This window comes from Allomuricauda sp. F6463D, from assembly GCF_023015965.1.
Lineage (GTDB): Bacteria > Bacteroidota > Bacteroidia > Flavobacteriales > Flavobacteriaceae > Flagellimonas.
Genome location: NZ_JALKAN010000001.1, coordinates 129,183 through 152,422 on the forward strand (window position 1 = coordinate 129,183; position 23,240 = coordinate 152,422).

The 23,240-nt window shown below is 39.5% G+C and carries 25 protein-coding genes; 5 read left to right on the top strand and 20 right to left on the bottom strand.

The annotated features are described in order from the left end of the window. Positions 1-76 precede the first annotated feature (76 nt). Positions 77-316, top strand: a complete 240-nt coding sequence (locus MWU56_RS00520; protein ID WP_247041156.1) for a hypothetical protein — start codon at positions 77-79, stop codon at positions 314-316. 310 nt (positions 317-626) lie between these two features. Continuing rightward, the gene (locus MWU56_RS00525; RefSeq protein WP_247041158.1) at positions 627-1,079 is read left to right on the top strand and encodes a Pycsar system effector family protein; all 453 of its coding nucleotides are present in this window, start codon (positions 627-629) and stop codon (positions 1,077-1,079) included. A 793-nt stretch (positions 1,080-1,872) separates the two neighbouring features. On the opposite strand, the gene MWU56_RS00530 is transcribed toward MWU56_RS00525, so the two are convergent. Genes MWU56_RS00530 through MWU56_RS00540 form a run of 3 tightly spaced genes read right to left on the bottom strand, consistent with a single transcriptional unit; the run spans position 1,873 to position 4,113 of the window. Next, a complete protein-coding gene (locus MWU56_RS00530; protein WP_247041160.1) occupies positions 1,873-2,385 on the bottom strand; it encodes a hypothetical protein in 513 nt (170 codons plus the stop codon). Then, entirely contained in the window at positions 2,363-3,574 is a 1,212-nt protein-coding gene (locus MWU56_RS00535) for a hypothetical protein (RefSeq protein ID WP_247041162.1), read from the bottom strand. The genes MWU56_RS00530 and MWU56_RS00535 overlap by 23 nt, the downstream gene beginning before the upstream one ends. Next, entirely contained in the window at positions 3,574-4,113 is a 540-nt protein-coding gene (locus MWU56_RS00540; RefSeq protein WP_247041164.1) for a type II secretion system protein GspD, read from the bottom strand. Before MWU56_RS00540 ends, MWU56_RS00535 begins: the two co-directional genes overlap by 1 nt. A 33-nt stretch (positions 4,114-4,146) precedes the next feature. Here MWU56_RS00540 and MWU56_RS00545 point away from each other — a divergent pair, with 33 nt between their 5' ends. Both MWU56_RS00545 and MWU56_RS00550 read left to right on the top strand, forming a co-directional pair. Next, positions 4,147-4,329 carry a hypothetical protein gene (locus MWU56_RS00545; RefSeq protein WP_247041166.1) on the top strand — a complete coding sequence of 61 codons (183 nt, stop codon included), beginning with the start codon at positions 4,147-4,149 and terminating at the stop codon, positions 4,327-4,329. A gap of 69 nt (positions 4,330-4,398) precedes the next feature. Next, positions 4,399-5,187, top strand: coding sequence for an RNA polymerase sigma factor (locus MWU56_RS00550; RefSeq protein WP_247041168.1), 789 nt, complete (start codon positions 4,399-4,401; stop codon positions 5,185-5,187). A gap of 60 nt (positions 5,188-5,247) precedes the next feature. On the opposite strand, the gene MWU56_RS00555 is transcribed toward MWU56_RS00550, so the two are convergent. The 17 genes from MWU56_RS00555 to MWU56_RS00635 form a co-directional block, all read right to left on the bottom strand. Next, a complete protein-coding gene (locus tag MWU56_RS00555) occupies positions 5,248-7,008 on the bottom strand; it encodes an APC family permease (protein WP_247041170.1) in 1,761 nt (586 codons plus the stop codon). A gap of 85 nt (positions 7,009-7,093) precedes the next feature. After that, on the bottom strand, positions 7,094-7,990 hold the full coding sequence (locus MWU56_RS00560) for a 3-hydroxyacyl-CoA dehydrogenase (RefSeq protein WP_247041171.1): 897 nt from the start codon (positions 7,988-7,990) through the stop codon (positions 7,094-7,096). Between the two features lie 65 nt (positions 7,991-8,055). Then, positions 8,056-8,532 carry a Dps family protein gene (locus MWU56_RS00565; protein WP_247041172.1) on the bottom strand — a complete coding sequence of 159 codons (477 nt, stop codon included), beginning with the start codon at positions 8,530-8,532 and terminating at the stop codon, positions 8,056-8,058. Positions 8,533-8,700: 168 nt separating this feature from the next. Beyond that, complete coding sequence (locus tag MWU56_RS00570) at positions 8,701-9,324, bottom strand: DUF2238 domain-containing protein (RefSeq protein ID WP_247041173.1); 624 nt, start codon at positions 9,322-9,324, stop codon at positions 8,701-8,703. Between the two features lie 25 nt (positions 9,325-9,349). Continuing rightward, on the bottom strand, positions 9,350-10,615 hold the full coding sequence (locus MWU56_RS00575) for an NAD(P)/FAD-dependent oxidoreductase (RefSeq protein ID WP_247041174.1): 1,266 nt from the start codon (positions 10,613-10,615) through the stop codon (positions 9,350-9,352). Between the two features lie 87 nt (positions 10,616-10,702). Further along, positions 10,703-11,275, bottom strand: a complete 573-nt coding sequence (locus MWU56_RS00580) for an HdeD family acid-resistance protein (protein ID WP_247041175.1) — start codon at positions 11,273-11,275, stop codon at positions 10,703-10,705. Between the two features lie 290 nt (positions 11,276-11,565). Next, a complete protein-coding gene (locus MWU56_RS00585) occupies positions 11,566-12,327 on the bottom strand; it encodes a patatin-like phospholipase family protein (RefSeq protein WP_317236497.1) in 762 nt (253 codons plus the stop codon). Between the two features lie 51 nt (positions 12,328-12,378). Further along, on the bottom strand, positions 12,379-12,972 hold the full coding sequence (locus MWU56_RS00590; protein ID WP_247041176.1) for a DUF6134 family protein: 594 nt from the start codon (positions 12,970-12,972) through the stop codon (positions 12,379-12,381). 135 nt (positions 12,973-13,107) lie between these two features. Next, entirely contained in the window at positions 13,108-14,307 is a 1,200-nt protein-coding gene (locus tag MWU56_RS00595) for an ABC transporter permease (protein ID WP_247041178.1), read from the bottom strand. Continuing rightward, the gene (locus tag MWU56_RS00600; protein WP_247041181.1) at positions 14,304-15,491 is read right to left on the bottom strand and encodes an ABC transporter permease; all 1,188 of its coding nucleotides are present in this window, start codon (positions 15,489-15,491) and stop codon (positions 14,304-14,306) included. The genes MWU56_RS00595 and MWU56_RS00600 overlap by 4 nt, the downstream gene beginning before the upstream one ends. A 4-nt stretch (positions 15,492-15,495) precedes the next feature. Continuing rightward, positions 15,496-16,470 (bottom strand): HlyD family secretion protein, encoded by a 975-nt coding sequence (locus MWU56_RS00605; protein WP_247041182.1) that lies wholly within the window; start codon positions 16,468-16,470, stop codon positions 15,496-15,498. 11 nt (positions 16,471-16,481) lie between these two features. Then, positions 16,482-17,957: a TolC family protein gene (locus MWU56_RS00610; RefSeq protein ID WP_247041184.1), complete on the bottom strand. Its 1,476-nt coding sequence runs from the start codon at positions 17,955-17,957 to the stop codon at positions 16,482-16,484. A gap of 106 nt (positions 17,958-18,063) precedes the next feature. Then, on the bottom strand, positions 18,064-19,335 hold the full coding sequence (locus tag MWU56_RS00615; RefSeq protein ID WP_247041186.1) for an MgtC/SapB family protein: 1,272 nt from the start codon (positions 19,333-19,335) through the stop codon (positions 18,064-18,066). 28 nt (positions 19,336-19,363) lie between these two features. Next, positions 19,364-21,046: an ABC1 kinase family protein gene (locus MWU56_RS00620; protein WP_247041188.1), complete on the bottom strand. Its 1,683-nt coding sequence runs from the start codon at positions 21,044-21,046 to the stop codon at positions 19,364-19,366. Positions 21,047-21,060: 14 nt separating this feature from the next. After that, positions 21,061-21,447 carry a hypothetical protein gene (locus MWU56_RS00625; RefSeq protein ID WP_247041190.1) on the bottom strand — a complete coding sequence of 129 codons (387 nt, stop codon included), beginning with the start codon at positions 21,445-21,447 and terminating at the stop codon, positions 21,061-21,063. Between the two features lie 598 nt (positions 21,448-22,045). Further along, a complete protein-coding gene (locus MWU56_RS00630) occupies positions 22,046-22,240 on the bottom strand; it encodes a hypothetical protein (RefSeq protein ID WP_247041191.1) in 195 nt (64 codons plus the stop codon). A gap of 322 nt (positions 22,241-22,562) precedes the next feature. Beyond that, entirely contained in the window at positions 22,563-22,802 is a 240-nt protein-coding gene (locus tag MWU56_RS00635; RefSeq protein ID WP_247041192.1) for a Rho termination factor N-terminal domain-containing protein, read from the bottom strand. 234 nt (positions 22,803-23,036) lie between these two features. Here MWU56_RS00635 and MWU56_RS00640 point away from each other — a divergent pair, with 234 nt between their 5' ends. Next, positions 23,037-23,222 carry a CsbD family protein gene (locus MWU56_RS00640; RefSeq protein WP_247041193.1) on the top strand — a complete coding sequence of 62 codons (186 nt, stop codon included), beginning with the start codon at positions 23,037-23,039 and terminating at the stop codon, positions 23,220-23,222. Positions 23,223-23,240 lie beyond the last annotated feature (18 nt).

Here is a 23,240-nt window from a genome sequence, read left to right on the forward strand (position 1 = left end):
TTTTAAGTACTTTTTTAATCCTTAGGAATTTGAGTTGTTTTATTGTAAATTATAGCTTTCATAAAACCTTCTTTATTTGGTTGGAAGGGAAATTGAACGTTTCTTGGTAGAATATCCACAACTCTTTGATAGTAAGTTCTATAAGGGTAATTATTTAGGGCAACCAACCTTCATCAAGGTAATTGCAAGGTCATGTGGGTATGACGAAGTGGCAAAATTTCAACCTGGGGACCTATCCACCTACTGTTATGAAATGCATCGACTTACCGGTATTGCCTTTACAGGAAACAGCCCCATACCAATGGAAAATTTTTGAAAAATATCAAGGGAACGGTAAGATGGATGTCAGGGAATACCTCTGATCGGAACTCTTGGCTCCCAAGTGCATTGTATCCGCTGCGAACTACCATTTAAAACCGATGCATCACCGTACTTAAAATCCATCAATATGAAAGATAAAGAAGAAGAAAAACTGGAAAACAGGATTCTTTCCGAAGCAATGAAAATAGACAGGGGCCAGATCAAGAAATTGAAAAACAATTGGCCAAGATAGAGCCCAGGTCGGAAAGGGGGACCGAGACCCTGTTCAGATTGATATCTAAGAACCACTATACTCCCACAATATCATGATCGACAGAAAATCCCATATCCTGATCACCATCAATGCTCTGATTCTTTCAATCATCATCGGCACCGTGTTAGGACAGCTCCAAAAGGATCCCCGCCTAATTTTTCCGGCAGTCATGATACTGCTCACCAACCTGATTTACGTAACCTATGCCGTTATGGCCACGAGACCCGAACCCAAGCATGGAGGGACTTCCACTGAAAACTTATTGTATTTTGGGAATTTTCATGCCATTGATGCAAGGGCGTATACTGAGCAATTGGTCGAACTGATTTATAGTGGTGATGAACTCTATAGGTCCATAGCCAAGGATACCTTTTATTTGGGTAAGTTCATTGACAGAAAACATTGTTACCTGAGAAAGTCTTTCAACCTATTTCTGATAGGGGTCATTCTTTCCATACTGGGATTTATTGTCTACCATGTGTTTTTTGGTGACCTGTTTTTTTAAATTCGAAGGCCATGCAGGTGAATCGATGCCTCCTTCTTAACATGTACCCTTCCTATTGGTCAGGAAGTTCCTGCATTGATGCAACCCATCAAAGGATGGGGTTGATTGAAATTTGGTCATGTATTTTAGTTGTGCCTTTTGGTGTTAGCAAAATTTTCCAGATATTCAAGTGAGTCTACAATCGTATACCTTTCACTAAATATAAATAAGTGCGGTATTTATAGAAATATATACTTGTTTAATTTTGTCATTGGGTTTGACTTCATGTTCCTATGATTGTTCTAAATAGAGTAAAATCCCCTACATTTGATTATTGAAGGTCCAAAAATCACATGAAGATGTCCCATGGGATGTCCTATTTTGGAAATAACAAGTTAAATATCTGGAAAATAATAAATTAAGTTGGGTTTGTTGGTTCTGCCACCCCGACCAATCTAGAAATAGATAAACATAAAAGCACTGTTAATCAATTGATTTTCAGTGCTTTTTTATTTTTATGCGTTTGTGTCAAATCATTTAAGGCCATTTAATTGATGTGTAATCCAGTGTGCTGCTGTTTGCATTAACTGTCTCATCTTTTAAAGCGCTTTTAGATATGATTTGACTTTCGTTGAACAGGTGTTGTTTAACCAAAGTTATCTACAAAAAAAGAAGTTATAGTTATCCTCTAGCCTCCCTTTTTTCAATATCGTAAACAAGGTTATATAGAAAGTTAATCTAAAGCTATTTAGAATGCTTGTAGCACAAAAAGAAGTTTTGCTTGCGTATTGTTAACCAAATCGTTCTTTCTGTTTTATTCGATTTGTTGTAAGTGCAAGGTGGCATTAAGAAAGTTATATTTTTGACGCGAATCTTGCTGCTTTTCAAAGGCTATATGGGTGATACCGCCAAAACTTGTCTGGGTCTCCAAGCCATAGGCGACTGTCAGGATGTCGGTGAAATTACCTTCCAAGGTAAACTGATAGGTTCTTGTGGTGGTGGAACCCTCGTTTACCACATGGGGCGCTTTAAACTCTATGATCTTCACCAAATGTTGATCGCCCTGCTCGTTCAGGAAATATAGTAGTTCGTTCTGCACATTGGTGGATCCCAAGTTTAGTTGTTCAAATTGAGCGTCCAATTGCAGCTCTTTTTTATGTAGGTTGGCAAGTTTTCCTGGGATGTCCCTAGCCTGTTCACGTTGTTCGGTCTCCCCATAATACTGTGACCGGAGTGCCAGGGTCTTTTTGATGGCCAGATGGTAGCAGAGCAAAAGTCCAAGGACAAACCCGCCGATCAGTAGTTTATTTCGTTTGTCCAGTCGCATCACATTGTATTTTTATACTGAAGTTGTCCACCGTGTTCGAGGAATATTCATAGCGTTCTATTTCCAGGTTCCTGACCCATTCCATGGATTCCAACTGTGCCGTCCATTTCGCAAAAGCTACCTTGTCATTGGTCTGGCCCGAAATACTAATTTGATTTCCCGCTGTGCGAATGGTCTTGTCCGGCTGTACGGGCCTGGTAAGGGGTTGGTAGACCAAAACGTCCAAGAGAATACTTTCCGGGAGTCCTTCACCTATCCTGTCCATATAATAGGTCGTTCGGGTGCGGGATGAACCCAAAAGCGCCTTGATCTTGTTTTCTTTGGTATAGATCCTTTCTTGTAACTTTTGTGCCATGCGGGCCTGTTGCTCTGGGTCTTTCGGTTCTTCACTTGCCATGGTCTTGGTGCGGTAATGGGAAAACAATAAAAAGTTGACCAATAAAATGCCCAACATTATGCTCAAGCCCCATTGTAGCCCCTTTTGATATAGCCGTTGGTTGTGAAAATGATTGTTCATTTCGGTGTTGACCTCCCTTAGGTTGGAGTAGGGTACCGAGCCCTGTATATGGCCCAAAATCTGGGAAAAAACTAGGAGGTGTGTCGATGGCAATTGTAATCCTTGGATATTGATTTCCATGACTAGGCCAGGATGGTGTTGGGAAAGTTCCATCTGTCTACTATCCTTGTTATCGATTATGAAATTAGATCCTTGAATCGGATGAGCTAGAAATGAAAGGCAGTGGGAAAGTCCAGAGATACCAATGGATATTCCTGAGGGTACAATGCCTATTTCTTTTAGTTTGGACAAGTGTTCATCAATAGCCGATTTCTTGGTTATGGAAACCATACCAACTTTGGGGTCATCCAAGATCTGATAGTAAAATTGCTCCAAATTCAAATTGGGAAAAGCCTGATTTACCCAATGCTCAGGTAGTTTGGGCATATCCCCATAAAGCTGTTTGTTAAGTACTTTGGTCGTGTAGATATGGAGTAATAACGGTTTTTTTTGGTCTATTTGGAGAGCCAGTTCTTTTAAAGAGTTAAAAGTCAACGCCCCAATCAAGATCAATTCCCCTTTTTTACGCTCCAATTTTAGAAGTTCATAGTATAGGGAGCCTGCTAACTCAAAAATTTCTATTCCTTGATAGACATTGCCCTTGGCACCATATGTCACCTTTTTGAACATCATTAATAAATTACAGTCGGTTTGATTAAAATGGTCAGTTTTTGTTTGGTGTCTTCACGACGACGTTGGCTGAAAAGCCATTTGATGACGGGAATCCTTGCTAGTAAAGGGACTCCGCTACCAGAATCATCCTTTATCTTTTCTTCCAGTCCGCCCAATATGGCAAGGTCCTGGTTCTGCATCCGAATGATGGAACTGAATTCTCGAGAGGTCAATCCTGGTGGAGCACCCTCTTCAATACGTTCCCCGCTGAAATCGGATTGTATCACATTGATGTTCAAGGTGACCTGTCCATCCCCGGGAACCAAAGGCTTTATACTCACCCCTAGTTCCGCATCAATGGGGGCGTAGTTCCGGACCTCGGAGGTCGTTGGGACCTGAGATCCAAAATAGTTCTGATTGGTTATCACATAATAGGTGGTTTCCCCGATGGAAAGATGGGCCCGATGGCCATTGAGAGTCGATAATTTGGGTGTGGAACGGATTTTGATGTTCCCGTTCTCTTCCAACGCCTTGATTGTGGCGAAAAACTCAGGGACCACCTTCCCGATATTTCCGAACAGACGGTTACCCTTTTGGCACCATCTGATGGAACCGTTTTGGATGCTGATGCACTAACCTTTAATTGGGAACCGTTGAAAGAGGCCGAAGGTTATAATGTTCAAGTAGCAACTCCAAATTTTGAAAATGGGGCACAACTGATAAAGTATGTGGGAAGTTTCTTTGGCAGGAATGGAAAAGCAAAAAATAATCTGTAGTATATTCCCGGTTACTGACCTTGATCATATTATGTTACCGAACAAGTCTGCAACTTTGATGTATGTAATATGAAAAAAACCACAACGATGGACACCCTAAAATATCACGAAAGCAACAAGGCATTCAATGTATTTGTAGCAAGTACGTTTGCCGATTTAAAGCGTTTAAAAAAAGAGAACAACAAGGCTGCATTCAATGAGCTGTTGCTGAAAACGCTTCATCAGGTACGGCGCTATATCGTCAGTAGAATCGGCACAGCTTTAACAAAGGGAAACCTGCCCCATGGCAAATACCAACCTGATGATTTTATAGACCAACTTTTTATCGACGTCTATGATCATTTCGATGATGTCAAGAATGAAATGGAACTACACCCTTGGCTGTTCAAAAAAGCGAACGAATTGCTCGAGGATACCATTACAGATGAGGAATTCGACGACCATTTCTTGAAGAACATTGATGATTACTCAAAGGCGGAATGGGACGAGATGGAAGAAAATTTTTCTACAGATGGTGGGGGTGATTATGTAATGGTCGAAGAGCTCGATGACATTTCCTATCCCAAAAATGACTATGTCCTGAACCATGTTTTTATTGAAGATAGAAAACAAAAACTCCAAGATAAACTAGATAGGGAATTGGATGAGGAGGATTTGAGAAGACATGTAAAAATGGTATTGCACAATTTGCCATTGCCCATGCGAACCATTTTTGAACTGGCGACAGAGTACGAATTCACCCTTGGGGAAATTGCTGAGATACAAAATGAAAGTTTGGATCAAGTACGTCAGCTTTTTGATAATGCCAAGAAAAGTATCGAGCTCAGTTTCTTTAATAGATATACCATTGATAAGTAGACTGTAATAATGCTTTTAGGGCTTGATTTTTATCGTTGACAATACAGGTTTGTCCTCCCATCAGATTATTAACCGCACACCACCCAATTCTGCGATTTTATAAGGGAAGTGGTCACCGGGAGATCCGATAAACATAAAATTGATGGGGATATTCCATTCCTTGGATATTTTGGTGATGAGCTCGGGTCCGAAAAGGGCATCCAATTCAATAAATTCAATTTTAATTTCGGGATACTCCCTGTCCACAACCTTTATGTCATTTCTAAATTGCTTTGAAATTATATTGCCATTTTTTGTTGCGGCCACTACTTTCAATTTTTTTGTGTGTTCGTTTCTCAGAATGTATAAGAGTACTTTGTTCAGTGTTTCCACATCATCATTCTTGGTAAAATAAACGAACTCTTGCGAATTTATATCATCGATCAGCGATACTATTTTATCATCCGCTTTTAACACCAGATTTCGGACAGGGTCAAAAACCGAATGGATGATTTTAAGAAGCAGCTTCAACAATAGGGTTCTGTTGAGCATAACGGTTATAAAAACTATGGCAGGAACAGAGTATTCCAGAAATACGGATATATTACCGGATACGCCTTCTTCTGGTTGCATTGAAATATTTCCGATCAAGGCGAAAACAACTGCGGATATCGCCACCATAATGGCCAACCAACTTGCTTTTTCAGGTCTGGGCAAGCTGTTTCTTTTTACTTTCAACAGGATGTTCCCTATGCCAAAAAGGGTCATTACGGATAAAAATGAAATGGTATAAACACCGGCCAATAGTTTCACATTTCCCTTGGTCATGAGCAGAATGGAAATAGTCAATACCAAGAAAATAAGAATGATCCGATAGGAGCTTCCTTTTTTGTTTTTCTTTATAAAATATTGGGGCAACACCCTGTCCAAGGCCATTCGTTCCAACAAACCGGTAACCCCAACGAAACTGGTCAGAACCGCCCCGCTAAGAACTAAGAATGCATCAAGGCCAATCAATATCGACAACCAATTACCACCGACCTGCGATGCCATTTCAACCAAAAGTGTGTTTTGGTAGGGTTCACTTTGCAATAGGGGCATGGAGAACAATGAAAGGGCAAAAAGTGCAGCCAACGGATTAATGACACTCACCACCATCCACATGTTTTTCAATGTTTTTGGAAAAACCCCTTTTTGTTGGTCTTCTACAAAGTTGGCCGAACTTTCAAAGCCCGAAACCCCTAACATGGAAGCTGCAAAACCGAGGAAAATGGCTTTGGTAATACTACCCCCGGTAACTGGCAAATGCCAGTTTTGTATAAATGTCTGTAAGCCGTTATTGGCCAGAAAATAAATGATAAAGACACTGAGGATGGCAAAGGAAGCGAGATGGAAAAGAAAGATTCCGATAGCTACTTTTGCCGATTCGGAAACCCCACCGATGGTAAGAACACCAAAGAAACTTAACAAAAGAATGGTCGCGATAATTATGGGGATAGAGGGGATTAAATGATGTAGGTAATGGACGGCTTCGTTGGCCGATATAACCGCGGTGGCCATATAGGACAACAAGGTCAATGTGGCCGCAAAGGAGGCCATAAATTTACTTGTGGTGTTCAGTAAGGCATTATAGGCTCCGCCGTTCAAGGGCAGGGCACCGACCACTTCCCCATATATTTTCCTGAACAAAAAAAGGACAAAAGAGACCATAAGCAACGTAATCCATGCATATTGCCCCGCAAAGGCAATTGCCAATGCGGATACATATAACACCGAAGAACTGATATCGTTTCCGCATATGGCCGTAGATGCCAGTTCATTTAGTTTCTTATGGCCTTTCATAAGTATGTTCTTATTTTAAAATAACCTTATCCCATCATGCCAAAAATAAACTTATTGATTTTTTGGGTTCAGAATCAGTTGGAACTTATGTTAAAAAATCAGGGTCCTTATAAGCAGGGTTTGGGTATTTGTAAAATCCCTCTCCTGTAGAAATCCCTAATTTATTTTTATCTATATAATTCTCTTTCAGATATTTTACCGTTTTTATTTTTAACTCATCCTGGGTTTTTTCCGCTGCTATTTTATCAATATTATAAGCGGTGGTAATGCCCACGACATCGAGAATAGCAAAAGGGCCCGCAGGGGCTCCTGTAGCTTTCATCCAAGTTTTGTCTATTGTTTGCGGATCGGCAACTTCAGTGACCAGTAAACGGGTGGCAGCACTTAACAATGGTACCAATAACGAATTCAGAATATACCCAGGCTGCTCTTTGTGTAAGGGCAAGGCCAACATACCAATGGCTTTTGCAAATGCTACAACATCATTAAAAATCTTGGGATCGGTCGAGGCGTGGCCCATAATTTCCGCAGTATTGTGAATCCATATGGTATTGGCGAAATGTAAGGCCAGAAATTTTGAAGGCCTGCCCGTGGCCTCTACGAATTGGCTGGGCAATAGTGTGGAAGAGTTGGTGGCGAACACTGTTTTTTCCGGAGCCACTTCCGCCAATTTTTTATAAAAATCCGTTTTTATGGCTGGATTTTCGGGTACGGCCTCAATCAGCAAATCCGCATCTTTGACCGCTTCGGCCAAATCAGAGATGTAGCTTAAATTTTGGGCAGTTTTATCTATTTGTTGCTGTGTAGCGTTTAAATCCTTCTTATATGCCTCGCTGAGAACACTGAATTTGGATTTTGCTTTTTCCAGTGCCTCGTCGGTAATATCATAAACAGTTACATGAAATCCATGAAACGCAGTCTGAAATGCAATCTGATACCCTAGAACGCCACTCCCGGCGACAGTAATATTTTTATAGTCCATTTTTTTAGCTTTTTAAATTGTAATATGCTGTTTTTCCAATTGTTATAGGTGGATTGGAAAATTATTTATTGTAGATGTGAACGTAGCATCCATGCGGTTTTCTCATGTTGTTCCATTAACCCGGTAATATAATCGCTGATGCCCTCGGCCTGCCATTTATCCGCAATGGGCTTAATTTCCTCCCTTAGGAAAATAATGATGCTCTCATGGTCTTCCAACAATTCGGCAAATATGCTTTGGCTGTCATTTTTACCTTTTGTTTTCTCGGTAAGATGTGTTAACTCCGAATACTTTTTTAAGGTTGCGGGCACATAATGACCTACCGCACGTATTTTTTCGGCAACAGTATCGACAATCTCTTGTTGTTCTTCGTACAAGGTCTCCAAATAAACGTGTACCGTATGGAAATCAGGGCCTTCAACGTTCCAATGAAAATTTAGCGTTTTTGAATAGAGTACAAATTCGTCGGCCAATATTTTGGCTAATTGATCGGCGATGGCTTGTCTGTTTTCTGCTGAAATTCCGATGTTTGGTGTTTTCATTTTTACTGTTTTTATGAATTACTGTTCAAAGGTATTGGGATCGGAAAGGGATTAAACTGATTGAAATCATGGAATGGTTTTTTAATAAAATTTTATAATTAAAGTATGATTGGAGATAAAGTAGGAGGTAGATAAAAGGTGATGGCACCTTTATTATAAAATGCCTTTCTAGTTTTTTTTATGGCGTTGGTGAAGTGCAAAAAAAATGGAAAAAGCCAAAGCTGCCCCAAGAAAGGCCATGGCCATATCTTTTTGGGCGTCCCAAATATCACCTTGTGTTCCCAAATAGGAAATGCCCTGCTCTACAAAGAAAACAGCGGCCACCAACCATTCAATGATTTCATAAAGCCCACTAACCGAAAGGGTTACTGTAATAGGTAACAAAAAAGCAATACGCGGAGGATATTGTAGCCATTTTATGAAGCATTCCTGCATGGGGTAATATAGCAAAAAGCCGAAGCTGAAGTGTACCAACCTATCGTACTGGTTTCTTGGGGAACCGAAAACATCTTGCAGCCAGAACCCGAAGGTATTCCCGGCATAGGTATATTTTGAGCCATAGACGTGCAGGCATAAAAAAATACAGATCAGCAAATAACTAAAGTTGCTAAATCTGTATCTTTTAAAAGTCAATATTAAAAAAAGCAGGGAAATGGCCGTTAAGGTATTTTCGATAAGCCAATTGGATACATCTGTTGTTCCAATTAAGGAATTGGACCACACGATGATAAACAAAAGCATTAAAAAGGGCAACAATACTTTCTTTGTGGTTATGGTACTGCTAATTGTCATTTATCAAGATTTCACGGCGATCTTTTTATATTATCGAATGATCACCGACTATTTCGGACAAGGGCAACCCCCAACTTGGTACTTTTCCACCTAATGTTTGGTACATCGTTTTGAAACCCATCTTTAAAATATAAGGAGTGTACCCCATTTTTAAGATACTAGTTTCTCCACCCCACCATTCATTGGTGTGCATATAAAAACCCTTGTTGTTGCCCATATCGCCATAACACAATAACATAGGTTGTAACGGGGCTATTTTTTCATTCTTGCCAAGAATATCATTTGCTATAACCATTGAGGCAATTTCACACTCCATATGCCCCAATGAACCAATTTTTGGTATGGTGACACTTGCTGCATCGCCAACAGCAAAAATTTCTGGAAAATCCGGATTCCTCATGAAAAGATCGGTTATTACAAATCCTTGGTCGTCAACAAAGGGAAGATCCTTCATAAAACTGTGGGGCTCCCAATTGGGAAATACTATTTTCATTTCAGCCTCTAAGCTGGTTCCGTCCTTAAATTCAATGCCTTCCTTGTATATTCTTTTAATGCCTATGGTATTGGTTTTGTACCCATAGCCCATCTCTGATACCATTGGTAGCAATTGGTCCAGAATACTTTTTCCGGCATCCTCGGCAATAACATCGCCAGGAGTAAACAAGGTAATGTTCTTGGCATCTCCTTTTTTATGTTTTTTTAACCAATCGGCCATAGAGAAGGCCAGTTCTACAGGAGGTCCTTCGCATGCAGCTACGGCCACTGGTACTTTAGGGAGTTTTGGGCTTTGTCCTTGAACAAACCGATCTGATCCGATTGCAATGTGCCCGCCTTTGTATTCGTTGTACAAATAGTTACGTACCTCATTACCATAAAAAGTGTCGGAAAAAGTATGTCCAAATTCGGCGAAGCCTTCAATTTTATCATAAGCCAGTTTACAGCCCAGGGCTATAACCAAGTAATCATAGATTATAACTTCTTGGGCGGCTCCTTTTCTTTCGTTGGGTGTAAAGTGTACCTTTTTATTGGAGGCATCAATATGTTCTACTTCGCCTTGTATGAATTCACTCCCATCCGATTTTAAAAATTTTCGAAATTGAAACTCTAAGGTGTCCGCCGGATTATGACCATTGAAAACTTCAATGGGAATATTAGGGATGAAATTGATATAATTTTTACGGTCAATAACCGTAATCGTTACATGATCGCCTGCATCCCTGTGCAGGTAACGCGCAATTGTAAGTCCCGCAAAATTGCAACCAAGGACTAAAATTTTTTTTTTGTTTTTCATGATATGACTTTTGTTCAATTTGTTTGTATCCCGTTCAAGGAGGGGTATTTTATTGTGTCCCCTTAAAACCTGACCTATTAAAGTTTCTTAATTATCGCCAAAGGTTTTGCCCAATTTTTTTAAATTGATTCCCAAGAATATCCTGAAAATTCCGGCGGTTATAAGGGCAAAGGCCGTCATATATACAATGCTGAGACCTGCAAACAATGGATTTGCCAAGAGCAAAAAGGAAAACAACAGGGTGACAATACTCCAAAATAGAAGCCATCCCCATTGAGGTATTCCTGCAGATTTTAATTGAAAGGACAGACCAATGGACAATATGCTCTGGAACAGCAACCAAAAACCAACATATAAAGGTAAAATGGCCATGGTCATCAAAGGATGGGCCAAGAGTAATATACCGATGATCAGATCTAGGATACCTCCGGACAAGTACCAGCCCCAATCTTTCATTTCATTTTTATTGGAAATAGAAAATACAATCTGGAATATTCCAGAGATAAAAATGAACATGCTGAAAATAATACTTAGTGAGATATAGCTTTCCAATGGGGTCCGCAATACCCAAATTCCCACAAATATGTACAGTAGGCCTATTAAAATTGATAACCACCAGTTTTTGATCGCTTTTTGGGCTGAACCTAGAATTGTTCCCATGATTTCTATTATTTAAGGTGTTTGTTCTACACTATGTTCAAAAGAAATGACGAGTTACCCTGTTTCGTATACTCGTTCAAAAATCAAAATCCCTGATTTTGTTCTTGTTCTTATGTTTTTTTAATGTGTATCGACTATCCGGTTGGATATGTGCATTACCTTGGTTGTCAATACCAACCCCAAAATTATGGGTAGTCCAGGGAGTAAATTATGACCTAGGTCAGTAACGTTGGAAAAATATGATTTCTTCGGTGTGTATGTGGGCATCCCTTAAATATAGGGCATTATATTCATTCAAATGTATTTGGTTCTTCCAGTGCCTGTATGGTGCCTTTATAGCCTATTTCAAAAATCTCATCAATGCTCCCCATATCAAAAGTGGCATAATCGCTCAGTTGTTCTGGGGATATCACCATATCACAATCGGGGAACTTGGTAATGGAATCATGGGCAGATTTTATTTTATAGGCCCTTTCAATCACATTATAGGAATGTTTTAGGTCTTGTATGTTGATTTTCTTCAATGGGTTGACATAACTGCCGATGATTCGATCGCAGCTTTCTTTCAGCGGTTCCACCGGAAAATTATTCAGCGTTCCTCCATCTATAAAATAGGACCCATTGATGTTTACCGGGGAAAAGACTCCGGGGAAGGAGGCTGAGGCCAATACGGGGCGTATGAGCTCCCCTTTATTAAAAATTTTAAGGGTTCCATCTAGGACGTTCGTGGCAGTTATGAAAAGCGGTTTTTTTAATGAACTGAAATCATCATGGTGCAAGTATTCCTGAAAATCGGCATAATATTTTTCCGTATCCAAGATTCCTGGTTTTTTTCTGGCATAACGGGTTGCATCGAACAATGGAGCTGTCTTGAAAAAACGCAATATTTCGGACCAGTCCGTGCCATGCGCATATAGCGCACCAACAATGGCACCTGCGCTGGTGCCCGAAATATGGGTAGGGAATATGTTGTGCTCCTCCAGGGCCTTGATGACGCCGATATGGGCCACACCCCTGGCACCTCCTCCGGAAAGTACTAGGCCTATTTTCATTTGCTTTTGGATTTATTCGGGTAGATCATTGAGTCTTCCATTTGATTTAATTTAGTTATGGGCCAATATTTCCAATTGGATAATCCCACCGTCGATTGTTGCTTTTTTCAAGACCCTATTTTCATAATAGTATAGGTTCTCTTTGTTTTTTGCGTTGATTTTTTTGTAAATATGATTTCCCAAGTCGATTATATGGTTCATACTTCCGTCCTGTTCGGAATAGCATTGGTCTATTTGGGTGGGTTCTTCAAAATACAATAGAATTGTTGAATAATCTATCGCGTCTTTCAGTACAATTTGGTCACCATTGTCCTTTGTGACTTGATATGTATCCTTATCACGGAGGGTGTGGGTCTTGGAATGCGGCTTGTCGTTTATGGTTATCTCAACATTCGCTTCCTCTAATTGATCCTTAATAAAAGTGACACTATAGTTATAATCCACCTCTACGTCCACAATCAATCGCGTTTGTATATTGGTCGTGCTATGATAAAGGGTCTTTGATCCAACTGTTTTCTGACTGGTCATTAAACTTCCCACTACTTTGTTTTTGAGCACAACATCAAAATAAAGGTCGGTCCTTGTATTATCCGTATGGTCAGTTAGAAAAAACAATACCGTTCCCAAGAGTAAATATCGTGCCATACAATAGAATGAAAAAATGAAAAATAATCAAGTGACAAAATAGTATAATTATATTTGGTATGGCAATGACGGGGAACAAATTGTGATTGATTAAAGGTTATTATCATTAAAAATGATGCTCTCTTGTTCTCCTATTTATTGGGAGGAGGTTCGCAGACCAGCAGCACTTTTTATTTTCGGCTTTCTTTTTTGTAAATAGCGAAACCTAAAATACGCTGAGACATATCCAATGATTAGTAGGATTAAAAGATGGATGATTTCATTGAGATAAAGATGACTGTCAATCCCCATGATTGAAAGCTTCTTCAGAAAAACAAAGAACGGCCTTAAGGGAATAAGGTTTGAAAGGAATTGTACAAACAACGGCATTTCATGTATGGACCATGTAACTCCGGTAATCAGAAATACGGGGTAGGAGGTAAATGCCATGACTTCCATTGCGCCTGTTTCCGTGCTAAAGAAAGACGCAAAGAACCAACCATATAACACGGTGGCCAGAAGGAAAATCACCGATGCTCCCAACAGCGCAAACAAGCTTCCGTGAAGGGGCAGATCAAAAAGAGGGAAAGCAACTAAAAGAACAAAGAGGGTATAGGCCAAAAATATAAGGAAGTAGATTCCTGTTTTTCCCAGTATATAATCAATGAAGCTATTTTTACTTTCCCTAAAACCAATTCGCATAAGATTTTTTTCACGGTCAGAGGCCACACTTTCTGATAGTCCTATAAGCAGTGTTTGGTGTAAGATCAAAAACAAAATAAAGGGTAACAAAAAATCGCCATAGTTGTTATTGGGGTTGTAGACGGCATTGACCTGGATCGTTACGGGATCAGCATTGTTACGGGCCAATTTCGGAGAAACCATTTTTGATTTAAAGAAGTTTTCCCTAGATTTTACGGCGTAGTCCAAGGCTACCATGTTTACGGATTTGTTGATATCATTGGAAGGTAAAAATCGGGTGTTGTCCAGAACCAGCCCAATAGGTGAGCTTTCTTTGGTTTTTAGCTTTTTTTCAAAATCGTGGGGGATATATACATAGCCTTGTACATCAAAGCTGTAAAGACCATTTTTAGCTTCAGGTAGGTTATTGTACGTATAGTTCAGGTCTACCTTTTGCGTAGCGTTCAGTTTGTTCAAGAACATTCTGCTACTTTTTGTCCGGTCCATATCCACTACGCCCACGCTCACCTTTTCTTCGTCTTTTTGAATGTAGGTAGTACCTATCAAAAACAGATATAAAAATGGAGCAACGAACAAAACCAAAAGGATGCTCTTGTCGTTAAATACCAAGAGCGCTTCTTTTTTTATGAGTTTCCAAATGACTTTCATATTCATGGCGCAGCTATTTTATTTACAGGAAAAATGAGCTTCTTATTGATGGCCAGTCCCACTATGATCAATACAAATGCAACGAAGAGAAATATAAGTAATTTCCACACTTCCGGCCAGATAAATTGAACGGGAGTGCCTAGTTGATAGATTTTAAGGAAACCGGTCAAAAAGTGTGTAAAGGGTATGAGATCGGCATATACCGAGTTCAACCATGGCATCGCCCAAATGGGAAAGGTAAAACCACTGAATACAAAGGCGGGGGAATTATAGAATATGGACAGGTCAAGGGCGATCAGTTCACTTTTAAACAGTAAAGAAATCCCAAAGCCTAGAAATATATTTACCGTAATCAGAAGAAAGAGCAAGGCTGCTAAGCTTCCGATATTTCCGTAAATGGGAATTCCTAACACGGGAAACAATATGGCCAAAACAAGACCACATAGACCAAGGCCATACACCAAAAACGCAAGGTATTTTCCAAAGAGCATGGAAAGTAGGTTTCCCTTGGCTACCGACACCAGCTCTTGAAAGGTTTCCTTTTTCCATTCGTTGTTAAAGGCCCTTGAGGCCGCGATGAACACAATCATTTGCACCAGTACAATGGACAATCCGGGAATTAGGTAATAACTATAATTGTACTGTGGATTACCGACAACTCTGGTGTTTACAGGTATCGGGAGGACCGTTCCTGATATTTTACCAGGATCTATGCCCAATGGGGCCATTCGTTTTATAACAACGGAAGCACTTATGGATTGCGTAATCTGAACCGCCGATCTGTAGATGAGGTTCCCAAAGACAATATTTGTTGAGTTGCTATATATTTTTACTTGTACCGGTGTTTTTTTCAGTACATTTTTGTGAAAATCCTTGGGAATGTAAAATATCCCCTGTACTTCATTTTCAACAAAGGTATTTTCCATGTCTTCGTCCGAGGATATGTAATGGGCGACCTTAAATGTGGGCGAGGCCTCCAAAAACCTGATGTAGGTGCGGCTCAAGGTACTGTTGTCGTTGTCATAAACGGCTATGGGCACCTCTCTTAACGCCCCTTTGTAATAAATGGCGCCAAGCGTAAAAAAGGCGACCAAAGGGACGATGATAAATAGATTTCGAGCAGATTTCTGCTGGGCCAATCGCCACATTTCCCGCTTAAAAACACGATATACCCCCCAGTTGCTTAGCATAGTTTTATTTGTAAATATGAATGGACATACCTGGTCTTAACTCCAAAATCCGGTCTTGTGGTTTTAAATGCACTTCAAAGGTCTTTAATTCAAATTCTCCCTTTGCTTTTATAGGAACCCAGGTTGCGAAATCTGCCATGGGGGATATGTAGCTTACCTTAAAATCCACTTCTTCGTCGCCAAGACCGGGAACTTGGGCTTTATAGACTTGGCCCATTTTAAAATCTGCAAGATCATCTTCTCTTACATTAAAAATAGCATAGACTTTTTCTGGAACCTGTATGGTGACAATCGGATACCCAGCGGCCATGACCTCACCCTCTTCTGCAATCTGATTGCTTATGATTCCGGCCGAAGGAGCGACAATTTTCAACTCCTCATAAAATGCCTGTACCTCATTATAGGCGCTTTTCGCACTTTCATAACTACCATAGGCAGCATTTATGTCTTCTTTTCTTGCTCCGTTTTTGGCCATTTCCCATACGGATTTTGCAGCGTTCATCTGTTCTTTGGCCGCATCGTATTTAAATTGTAGTTCATCCATTTCTTGTTTGGAAATAATGTTGTCGGCATAAAGGGCTTGGTACCTTTTATAGGTTTTTTCGGCAAAATCAAATTGGCTTTTTGCCATTTGGTACTGGTTTTGGAGCGCATTGATTTCTTCTTTTCTGGCCCCGTATTCAGCTTTGTTGAATAGGGATTTGGCTGCCTTGACCATACCTTGGGCCTGTCCTTTTTTCGCATTTAGGATATCAGGTTCCAATGTCGCCAATAATTGTCCCTTTTCTACGGAACTTCCCTTTTCTACCAGTATGGTGTGTACCCTTCCGGAAATTTCCGAGGCCACATTGATTTCCGTTGTTTCCAACATACCCGAATATATGGTCTGCTCGTCACTGTTCACTTTAATGAAGAAGAAGATAATGGCGAAAAGGATGATGACTATGGGAATGGTCAATGTTATATATGCTTTTTTCATAAGGCAACTGATTAATTGATGAGCGGTATAATTTTTTCTGGTTCCCCTGTGGTTATGTATAAGTCGGCAATGGCCTGGTAGTAACCGTTGAGGGCAACCAATTGTTCTATTTTTGATTTTTTGTACAGAAGTGAGGCGTCGATTACATCTATGGATTTGCCAAGGCCTTCCTCAAATCGCCTTGTGTTGATCCTCAGGTTTTCTTTGGCCAATGCTACTGTGGCCGTTAGGCTGTTATAGAGCTTTTGTTGGTTAAGGGCGGTGAGGTAGTTTGATTGTACCGACAAGTGAATTTGTTTGCTGGCATATTCTTTTGCATTCTCAGCTTCCTTTTTTAAATGTTTTTTGGCTTTTAGATTATTGATGTCCTTGAATCCGTTAAAGAGATTTACCTGTGCTTGGACACCCACCATAAATTTAGGGAGAATGACAGGAACCTCTTCGCGGAACATATTGTAGGTTCCAAAAGCTGCAATGTTGGGCATAAACTTGGCTTTTTCCAAAGCAAGGGCCTGTTTGGCTATTTCTTCTTTTTGATCGATCATCCCTAAAACAGGCTGTTTGGCGTATGCCGTGGTCAGCAACTCTTCAAAATCCAGATAAAGCTCTTTGTAGATAATGCTGTCCATTACCTTAAATTGTATACTGTCGGGAAGGTTCATTGTGGTGCGCAAGGCTGTAATGGCCATCTCTTTTTTGTTCATGTCGTTGTCCAGGTCCTTTTTTGCATCGGCCACGGCAACCTGGGCCCTCAACAATACATGTTTGGGAAGAATCTCCAATTGAATGGCACGTTCAGCCTGTTCCTTGTGCTTCAACATGCCGTCGTATACTTCTTGCCGGGTCTTTACTATTTGATTTAAAAGGACTGCGTTTAAATACCGTTCGATGAGCTCGTTCGCAATTTCATCCTTCACCTGTTTTAATTCAATATCCGCCGAACGCAGTTCTGCTTTTGCATATTTCTTGGCGGCAAGGATCTTTCCTCCGGTAAACAAGGGTTGTGTGGCCGTCAATGCCGCTGTTGGGAACCGTTGGTTGTCCACCTCCATATTTGGGTATGCCGGAAATTGGCCCAATACGCTGGCCAATGTACTATAGGCACTTTCGGTGCTTACACCGGACAAACCTATTTGTTCCCCGTAGGCAGCCACAAAAGCGGCTCCATATTTAGCTCCCAAATTATCCAATGTGGTTGAAATCTGAGAGGTACTTACCTCTATGTTTTCGCTGAGGTAACTATAGCCGCCCAATAGGTTCAACGAAGGCAAAAAGTTGCCTTTGGCGGCTTTGTCTTCATACACTTTTTGTTGTAGCCTTTCATTGTATTGCTTGATTTTCTCGTTGTTTGCATAACTGATCTGCAACGCTTCGGAAATACTTATCTGCTGCTCTTGAGCTTTTGTATGGGACGTGAACACCATCATAAGTATAAAAATGACTTTTACAAAGGGTGTTTTTCGTCTTGTTCTATCCCGATATTTCATCCGTCTATAACTATTTGTCCTGAATTCTATGCAAAGTTGCTTTGCTTTGGAGTGAATTTAAATGACCTAAATCAGGTAAACGGAGTAATTTCAGGTTTTCACATGATCACATGTTATTTATAAATATGAACAGAATACCGATAAGGATAATGGAACCAAAAGAATATCCTACAAATTTACCTGTTGTTTTTGAACCTTTGAAGACGCTGATGCCCAACTTTACGAGCATGTTGCTCAATACAGCAGCAACTATGACGGAAGCGGCCACTTTTAGTTTTTCGGAATCCAGAGAAAATTTGGCCATGCTTATTGTGATGGCATCCGTATCTGCCAATCCGGAAATAAGGGCAGAAAAGTACAGTCCACTTTCGCCAAAAAACTCGTTGCTGTAGAAAACTGCAAATAGGATGACCACATAGATGACCCCAAAACCAATAGCACTCAATATATTGAGTGGGTTTCCCAGCTTGATCTTGGTATCTGAACTTTTGGAGTCCTTCTGGATTAGAATCAAGGATATTACGAGACAGATTAAGGTCAATAATGAAAAAGGGATGGCCAAATAGGTTAAAAGGGAGCGATTGAAAATATATACCAACAGGGTAAGCCTTGGGAACATTATGGCCGAAGCAATAATGATTCCAGCAGCATATTTTTTTGAGAGTTCCGGGGATTCTTCACTTCGTGAGGCATAGCTCCATGCCACTGCAGTACTGGAAATGAGACCTCCAAGTATGGCGGTCAGCAAAATCCCTCTTTTTGCCCCCACGAACTTGACCAAAAAATAGCCTATGAAATTTAAAAATGACACGATTACCACTATGGAACCGATTTCGAACGGATTGAGCAAATCATTGGGGCCGTAAGTTTTATTGGGAAGAAAGGGGAGTATCAACAGTGCAATGATAGAAAACCTGATAAAAGCAAAAAGTTCTTCCGAGGTAATGTTGCTGATGACCATGCGAAACCTTGTCTTTAAGGAAAGCAGTGTAACAATGATGACCGATGTGGCTACTGCATCCCTATAATATTCGGCGGACACCATCGCCCCCAAAATAAAGGTGGCGATCAAGGCCAGATTGGTGGTTAGCCCTTTGTCATATTCTTCCTGTTTTTTATAGACATGGTTAAATGCAAGAAAGAGAATAAAAGAACCTAAACCAACAATTAACATCCAAACAGTGAATTTATCGGCAAGGTTCTCCAAGGTGAAGCCTAAAATGGCCGCAATAGGAAAAGTACGGATACCTGCAAACCCTTGATCTTTTAGCTTGTCATATTCCCTTTCCAAACCAATGATCAAACCTATTCCCATACTTATCAGTATACCTAAAATATAGCTGTCCATAAATTCATTGATTCCCTCGAAATTTATCATCTGGTTGTTGGATTAGTGGTGGTATTTCTTAATATTGATTGTTTCTGAATATAGATATTACAATGTAAAAACCCAAGATGGCGGATACTACAAAACCAACGGCTCCCAATAAGGGGATACCATTGACCAAAGGCGGCATTTGGGCCATAACCAAAATAGAAGACCCTATGGAAAGGGCGGCGATGATGACGGCAAAGACCAAGCGATTAACGGATTTGCTCATTGCATTCTGAAATTCATTGAGACCTTTGTGCTCGTGCACTACTACCAGTTTGCCATCTTTTATTTTTTTAAGGATGGCGTTGATGTCATCGGGCAAGGTGTCTACAAGGTCGTTGATATCCTGAAAGCGGCTCAGGTTCTTTTTAAAAAGACGCTTTAGGCTGAATCGCCTGCGTACAATTGCTGAGGTATAGGGTTCTAGATTATTGGTCATGTTGAATGTGGGATCCAATTTTCTCCCCACACCTTCTATAATGATAAGGCCTCTAATCAGCATGTAGATATAATGCGGTAAAACAATTTTATTCTCGTACAAGACTGTTTTAAACTGGTTGAGGACAATGCCTAATTGTATGTTTTGAATGGCAGTATTGCTGACACCCTCAATCAACTCATATAAATCTTGTTCCAACTTTTTGTGGTCAGGTATATCGGTCTTTACGGAAATCTTCTCAAGTAGATTGATGATTTTCTTGACATTCTTTCTTAAGAAATAGAGCAGAAGCTCTCCAAGAGCTTCTTTATCGTTCGGCATTATGGAGCCCATCATGCCAAAATCCAGAAAACAGATTTGTCCGGTATTTGGTAGTACAAAAATATTACCGGGGTGGGGGTCAGCATGAAAAAAGCCATGCTCAAGAATTTGTTCCAGATATAGGTCCACTCCGACTTTGGCCACCGTGGAAGGGTTAATGTTGGCGGCCCGGAGTTGAGCTGTTTCCGATACTTTGATGCCGTCAATTAATTCCATGCAGATAATACGGTTCGTTGAAAATTGACGATAGACCCGGGGAACATGGATCATTTCAGTGCCTTCAAAGTTCTTGGTAAATTTTTCCGTATTGTCCATTTCCCGCAAAAACTGAAGTTCTTCACGAATACTTTGTTCAAAAGAAGCTATGATTCTGATTGGTTGAAAAGCCTGTGCTTGGGCACTGTGTTTTTCAAGGCTTCTGGCAACTTGTTTCATCACCAATAAATCGCTCTCAATAACTTCTTCTATATAAGGACGTTGAATTTTAAGGACAACCTCATCCCCGTTTAGCAATTGTCCTCTATGCACTTGTGCTAACGATGCGGCCGCTAGCGGCTCTAAACTTATCGATCGGAAGCAATCGGACAACTTAATGTTCAATTCTTCTTCAATGGTTTTTTTTACATCAAAATTTTTTAATTGAGGTACGTGATCCTGTAATTTCTCCAGTTCCTTTATGAGTTCAGGGGGAAGCATATCTTCCCGGCTACTGAATATTTGGCCTAATTTCACATAGCTCGGCCCCAGTTCCTCTAAAACCATACGAATACGCTCATAGGTTGAAAAAGAAAGATTTTTTTCGGTATCGGGATGTTTTTCCAAGTAGCTCTTGGGAATCACTTTTGTGATTCCACTATTTGCCAAAACGTCTTTAAAGCCATATTTGGCGAGGACATTGAACAGGGTGGCATATCTATGGATTTCTTTTTGTTTCGGTATTTTAAATACGGCCATATCCAATCGATTTTTTACATATATTTCGATAGAAACTGGAAGAATTCTTTTTTAAGATCAGCATAAATTTGCCTTTGAGTTTCCATTTTTTCACGAAACTTCAAGTGGTTTTTCACCATTGCAACATCCAATGATTCATGGTTCTCATCACTATGCCCAGAAATATTCATTTCGTGCTTCTCAATCGCCACTTGTAAATCTTCAATAATACCACTATGAAGAATAAACTCATTTTGGTAATGTTCCAATTGTGCAAGTACATCTTTATCTGTCCAACGAGATGCTAATTCACTTAATCTATTCTTGAAAGATTTTATCTCATCCTTCCAAAAGTCGAGTTCAGATTTCCATTGTTTATGTTCAAAATGTAAGTCAGAATTGTTTATGATTGCTGTTTTCATAAGCTGTCTATATAATTATTTGTTACTAATTTCACCTCATGTTAGAGATACAATCAAAGGTGTAATTTTGATAGCTTATTTGATATGACGAAAATCATACCTTAACAAAGCAGCTAGTTTTAACTATAGTATATCATAATTTGAATATTCAAATTTAGCAGAACATGTTAAAGGATTAAGTTGAAAATTTATATACCATCTCATTACCTGATAAGTGGAATAATATTTCAGGGCGTTTCGTGAAATAGATTTTTAAAATTACTTTTCCTTATTGGAAATCATAGATAATTGGGTAATATTAAGTTTAAACCAGCATCTTCAGACACAAATTTAATCGCTTTCCCAAAATCGCTTCTAAATCTACTTTTACAGCTACTTTATATTTTAATAGGTGTTGAGCCAGCTCTTCTAGTTCGTCTCTATACTCAACTAATAGAATTTGGTTTTCTCATAGGCCATGTATATCAAGGCTTGAGCTTTTATGCCGATATGCAGGGCTGGATTCACTATATGGTTTGCCAATAATGTGGTCATTTTGACCTAAAGTATTCATGCAGTTTTAACTTTACTTTTTTCACCAAAGATTATTATGTATTGATTACTCGTTGACCGTTGCCAAAATAATCCCTACTACTATGAAAAGCACCAATAGGGTTATGACGGTTGCCCAAGGAAACCCTTTGCCTTTCATTTGCATGGACTGCTGGTCGACCTCAGCGTTGTCTTCTTCTTTATGTTGTAAAGGAGGTCCTTTTTCAACGTTCCTTTGTTTTTTGTTTGCTTTTTTTTCCATTGGAATATTATTTATAAAATGGTTATAACCAAACCGACTCATCATTTTTATATGGCCTATATATTTAATGACAAACCAACTGTATATTTCTTAGTTCAGTAGGTGAAATGGTCTGAAAAGTTGAGGTTGATGATGATTTCTGTATTTACTGGTAAAATGAATGAACAAGTTTTAAATGAAAGGGCATATTTGGTAAAAGCCAAGTGATATTCTAGCACAGTGTTTATTAAAGTAATATTGGTTTTTAATGTTACTATAGAGTTTTATGCTATACCACATCCTTTAGTTTTTTAGTATCACTCTTTTATGAATGAAAATTATATTAATCGTTCCTAAGAGCATGTATAAGTTCTTTTTTATTCATTTTTGAACGGCCTTCAATACCTACTTTTTTAGCTTTTTCATAGAGCTTTTCTTTTGTCCATTCCTCATAGGGGCTTGCTTTTCCTCCTTTTTTTCCTGCATCCGGTGTATTGGCTATTCTGGCAGCTTTTTCTTTACTGTACCCGTTATCACGGAGAGCTTCATATTGTTCTTCGTTTTTTATTCTGGGATTAGGCATGCTTATATTTTGATGTATTACAAAGGCTTTCTTTGCTTCATTATAAAGGTGATACAATTATAGGCATAGCCTTATCTCAATTATTACTTTTTTTTGCTCTAAAAAGACGATGGTGATTTAGTCCCTCAACCTAGCCTGATTTTCTTCTTTTGCATTAATATCTTAACTTTTTAAGACAATGGATTTATTACAAAACGAGTAAATTTTAACGACAATAATTTTAAAAATAAAACTATGAATAGTGATCAATTAGAAGGTAAGTGGAAACAAGTAAAAGGTAAGTTTAAACAAAAGTATGGAGAACTTACTGATAGTGACCTGACATATTCCGAAGGCAAATTTGATGAAATGTTGGGTCGATTACAGGAAAAAACCGGAAAAGAAAAGGAAGAATTAAAAAGAGAGATTGCAAGTTGGTAGAGGTAAACGTTCTTTTCC

Bases quoted from the DNA above. Each gene is read 5' to 3' on its own strand.
- MWU56_RS00525 (WP_247041158.1), top strand. From the start codon at position 627: ATGATCGACAGAAAATCCCATATCCTGATCACCATCAATGCTCTGATT.
- MWU56_RS00530 (WP_247041160.1), bottom strand. From the start codon at position 2,385: ATGCGACTGGACAAACGAAATAAACTACTGATCGGCGGGTTTGTCCTT.
- MWU56_RS00535 (WP_247041162.1), bottom strand. From the start codon at position 3,574: ATGATGTTCAAAAAGGTGACATATGGTGCCAAGGGCAATGTCTATCAA.
- MWU56_RS00550 (WP_247041168.1), top strand. From the start codon at position 4,399: ATGAAAAAAACCACAACGATGGACACCCTAAAATATCACGAAAGCAAC.
- MWU56_RS00555 (WP_247041170.1), bottom strand. From the start codon at position 7,008: ATGAAAGGCCATAAGAAACTAAATGAACTGGCATCTACGGCCATATGC.
- MWU56_RS00560 (WP_247041171.1), bottom strand. From the start codon at position 7,990: ATGGACTATAAAAATATTACTGTCGCCGGGAGTGGCGTTCTAGGGTAT.
- MWU56_RS00565 (WP_247041172.1), bottom strand. From the start codon at position 8,532: ATGAAAACACCAAACATCGGAATTTCAGCAGAAAACAGACAAGCCATC.
- MWU56_RS00570 (WP_247041173.1), bottom strand. From the start codon at position 9,324: ATGACAATTAGCAGTACCATAACCACAAAGAAAGTATTGTTGCCCTTT.
- MWU56_RS00575 (WP_247041174.1), bottom strand. From the start codon at position 10,615: ATGAAAAACAAAAAAAAAATTTTAGTCCTTGGTTGCAATTTTGCGGGA.
- MWU56_RS00580 (WP_247041175.1), bottom strand. From the start codon at position 11,275: ATGGGAACAATTCTAGGTTCAGCCCAAAAAGCGATCAAAAACTGGTGG.
- MWU56_RS00585 (WP_317236497.1), bottom strand. From the start codon at position 12,327: ATGAAAATAGGCCTAGTACTTTCCGGAGGAGGTGCCAGGGGTGTGGCC.
- MWU56_RS00590 (WP_247041176.1), bottom strand. From the start codon at position 12,972: ATGGCACGATATTTACTCTTGGGAACGGTATTGTTTTTTCTAACTGAC.
- MWU56_RS00595 (WP_247041178.1), bottom strand. From the start codon at position 14,307: ATGAATATGAAAGTCATTTGGAAACTCATAAAAAAAGAAGCGCTCTTG.
- MWU56_RS00600 (WP_247041181.1), bottom strand. From the start codon at position 15,491: ATGCTAAGCAACTGGGGGGTATATCGTGTTTTTAAGCGGGAAATGTGG.
- MWU56_RS00605 (WP_247041182.1), bottom strand. From the start codon at position 16,470: ATGAAAAAAGCATATATAACATTGACCATTCCCATAGTCATCATCCTT.
- MWU56_RS00610 (WP_247041184.1), bottom strand. From the start codon at position 17,957: ATGAAATATCGGGATAGAACAAGACGAAAAACACCCTTTGTAAAAGTC.
- MWU56_RS00615 (WP_247041186.1), bottom strand. From the start codon at position 19,335: ATGATAAATTTCGAGGGAATCAATGAATTTATGGACAGCTATATTTTA.
- MWU56_RS00620 (WP_247041188.1), bottom strand. From the start codon at position 21,046: ATGGCCGTATTTAAAATACCGAAACAAAAAGAAATCCATAGATATGCC.
- MWU56_RS00625 (WP_247041190.1), bottom strand. From the start codon at position 21,447: ATGAAAACAGCAATCATAAACAATTCTGACTTACATTTTGAACATAAA.
- MWU56_RS00630 (WP_247041191.1), bottom strand. From the start codon at position 22,240: ATGGAAAAAAAAGCAAACAAAAAACAAAGGAACGTTGAAAAAGGACCT.
- MWU56_RS00635 (WP_247041192.1), bottom strand. From the start codon at position 22,802: ATGCCTAATCCCAGAATAAAAAACGAAGAACAATATGAAGCTCTCCGT.
- MWU56_RS00640 (WP_247041193.1), top strand. From the start codon at position 23,037: ATGAATAGTGATCAATTAGAAGGTAAGTGGAAACAAGTAAAAGGTAAG.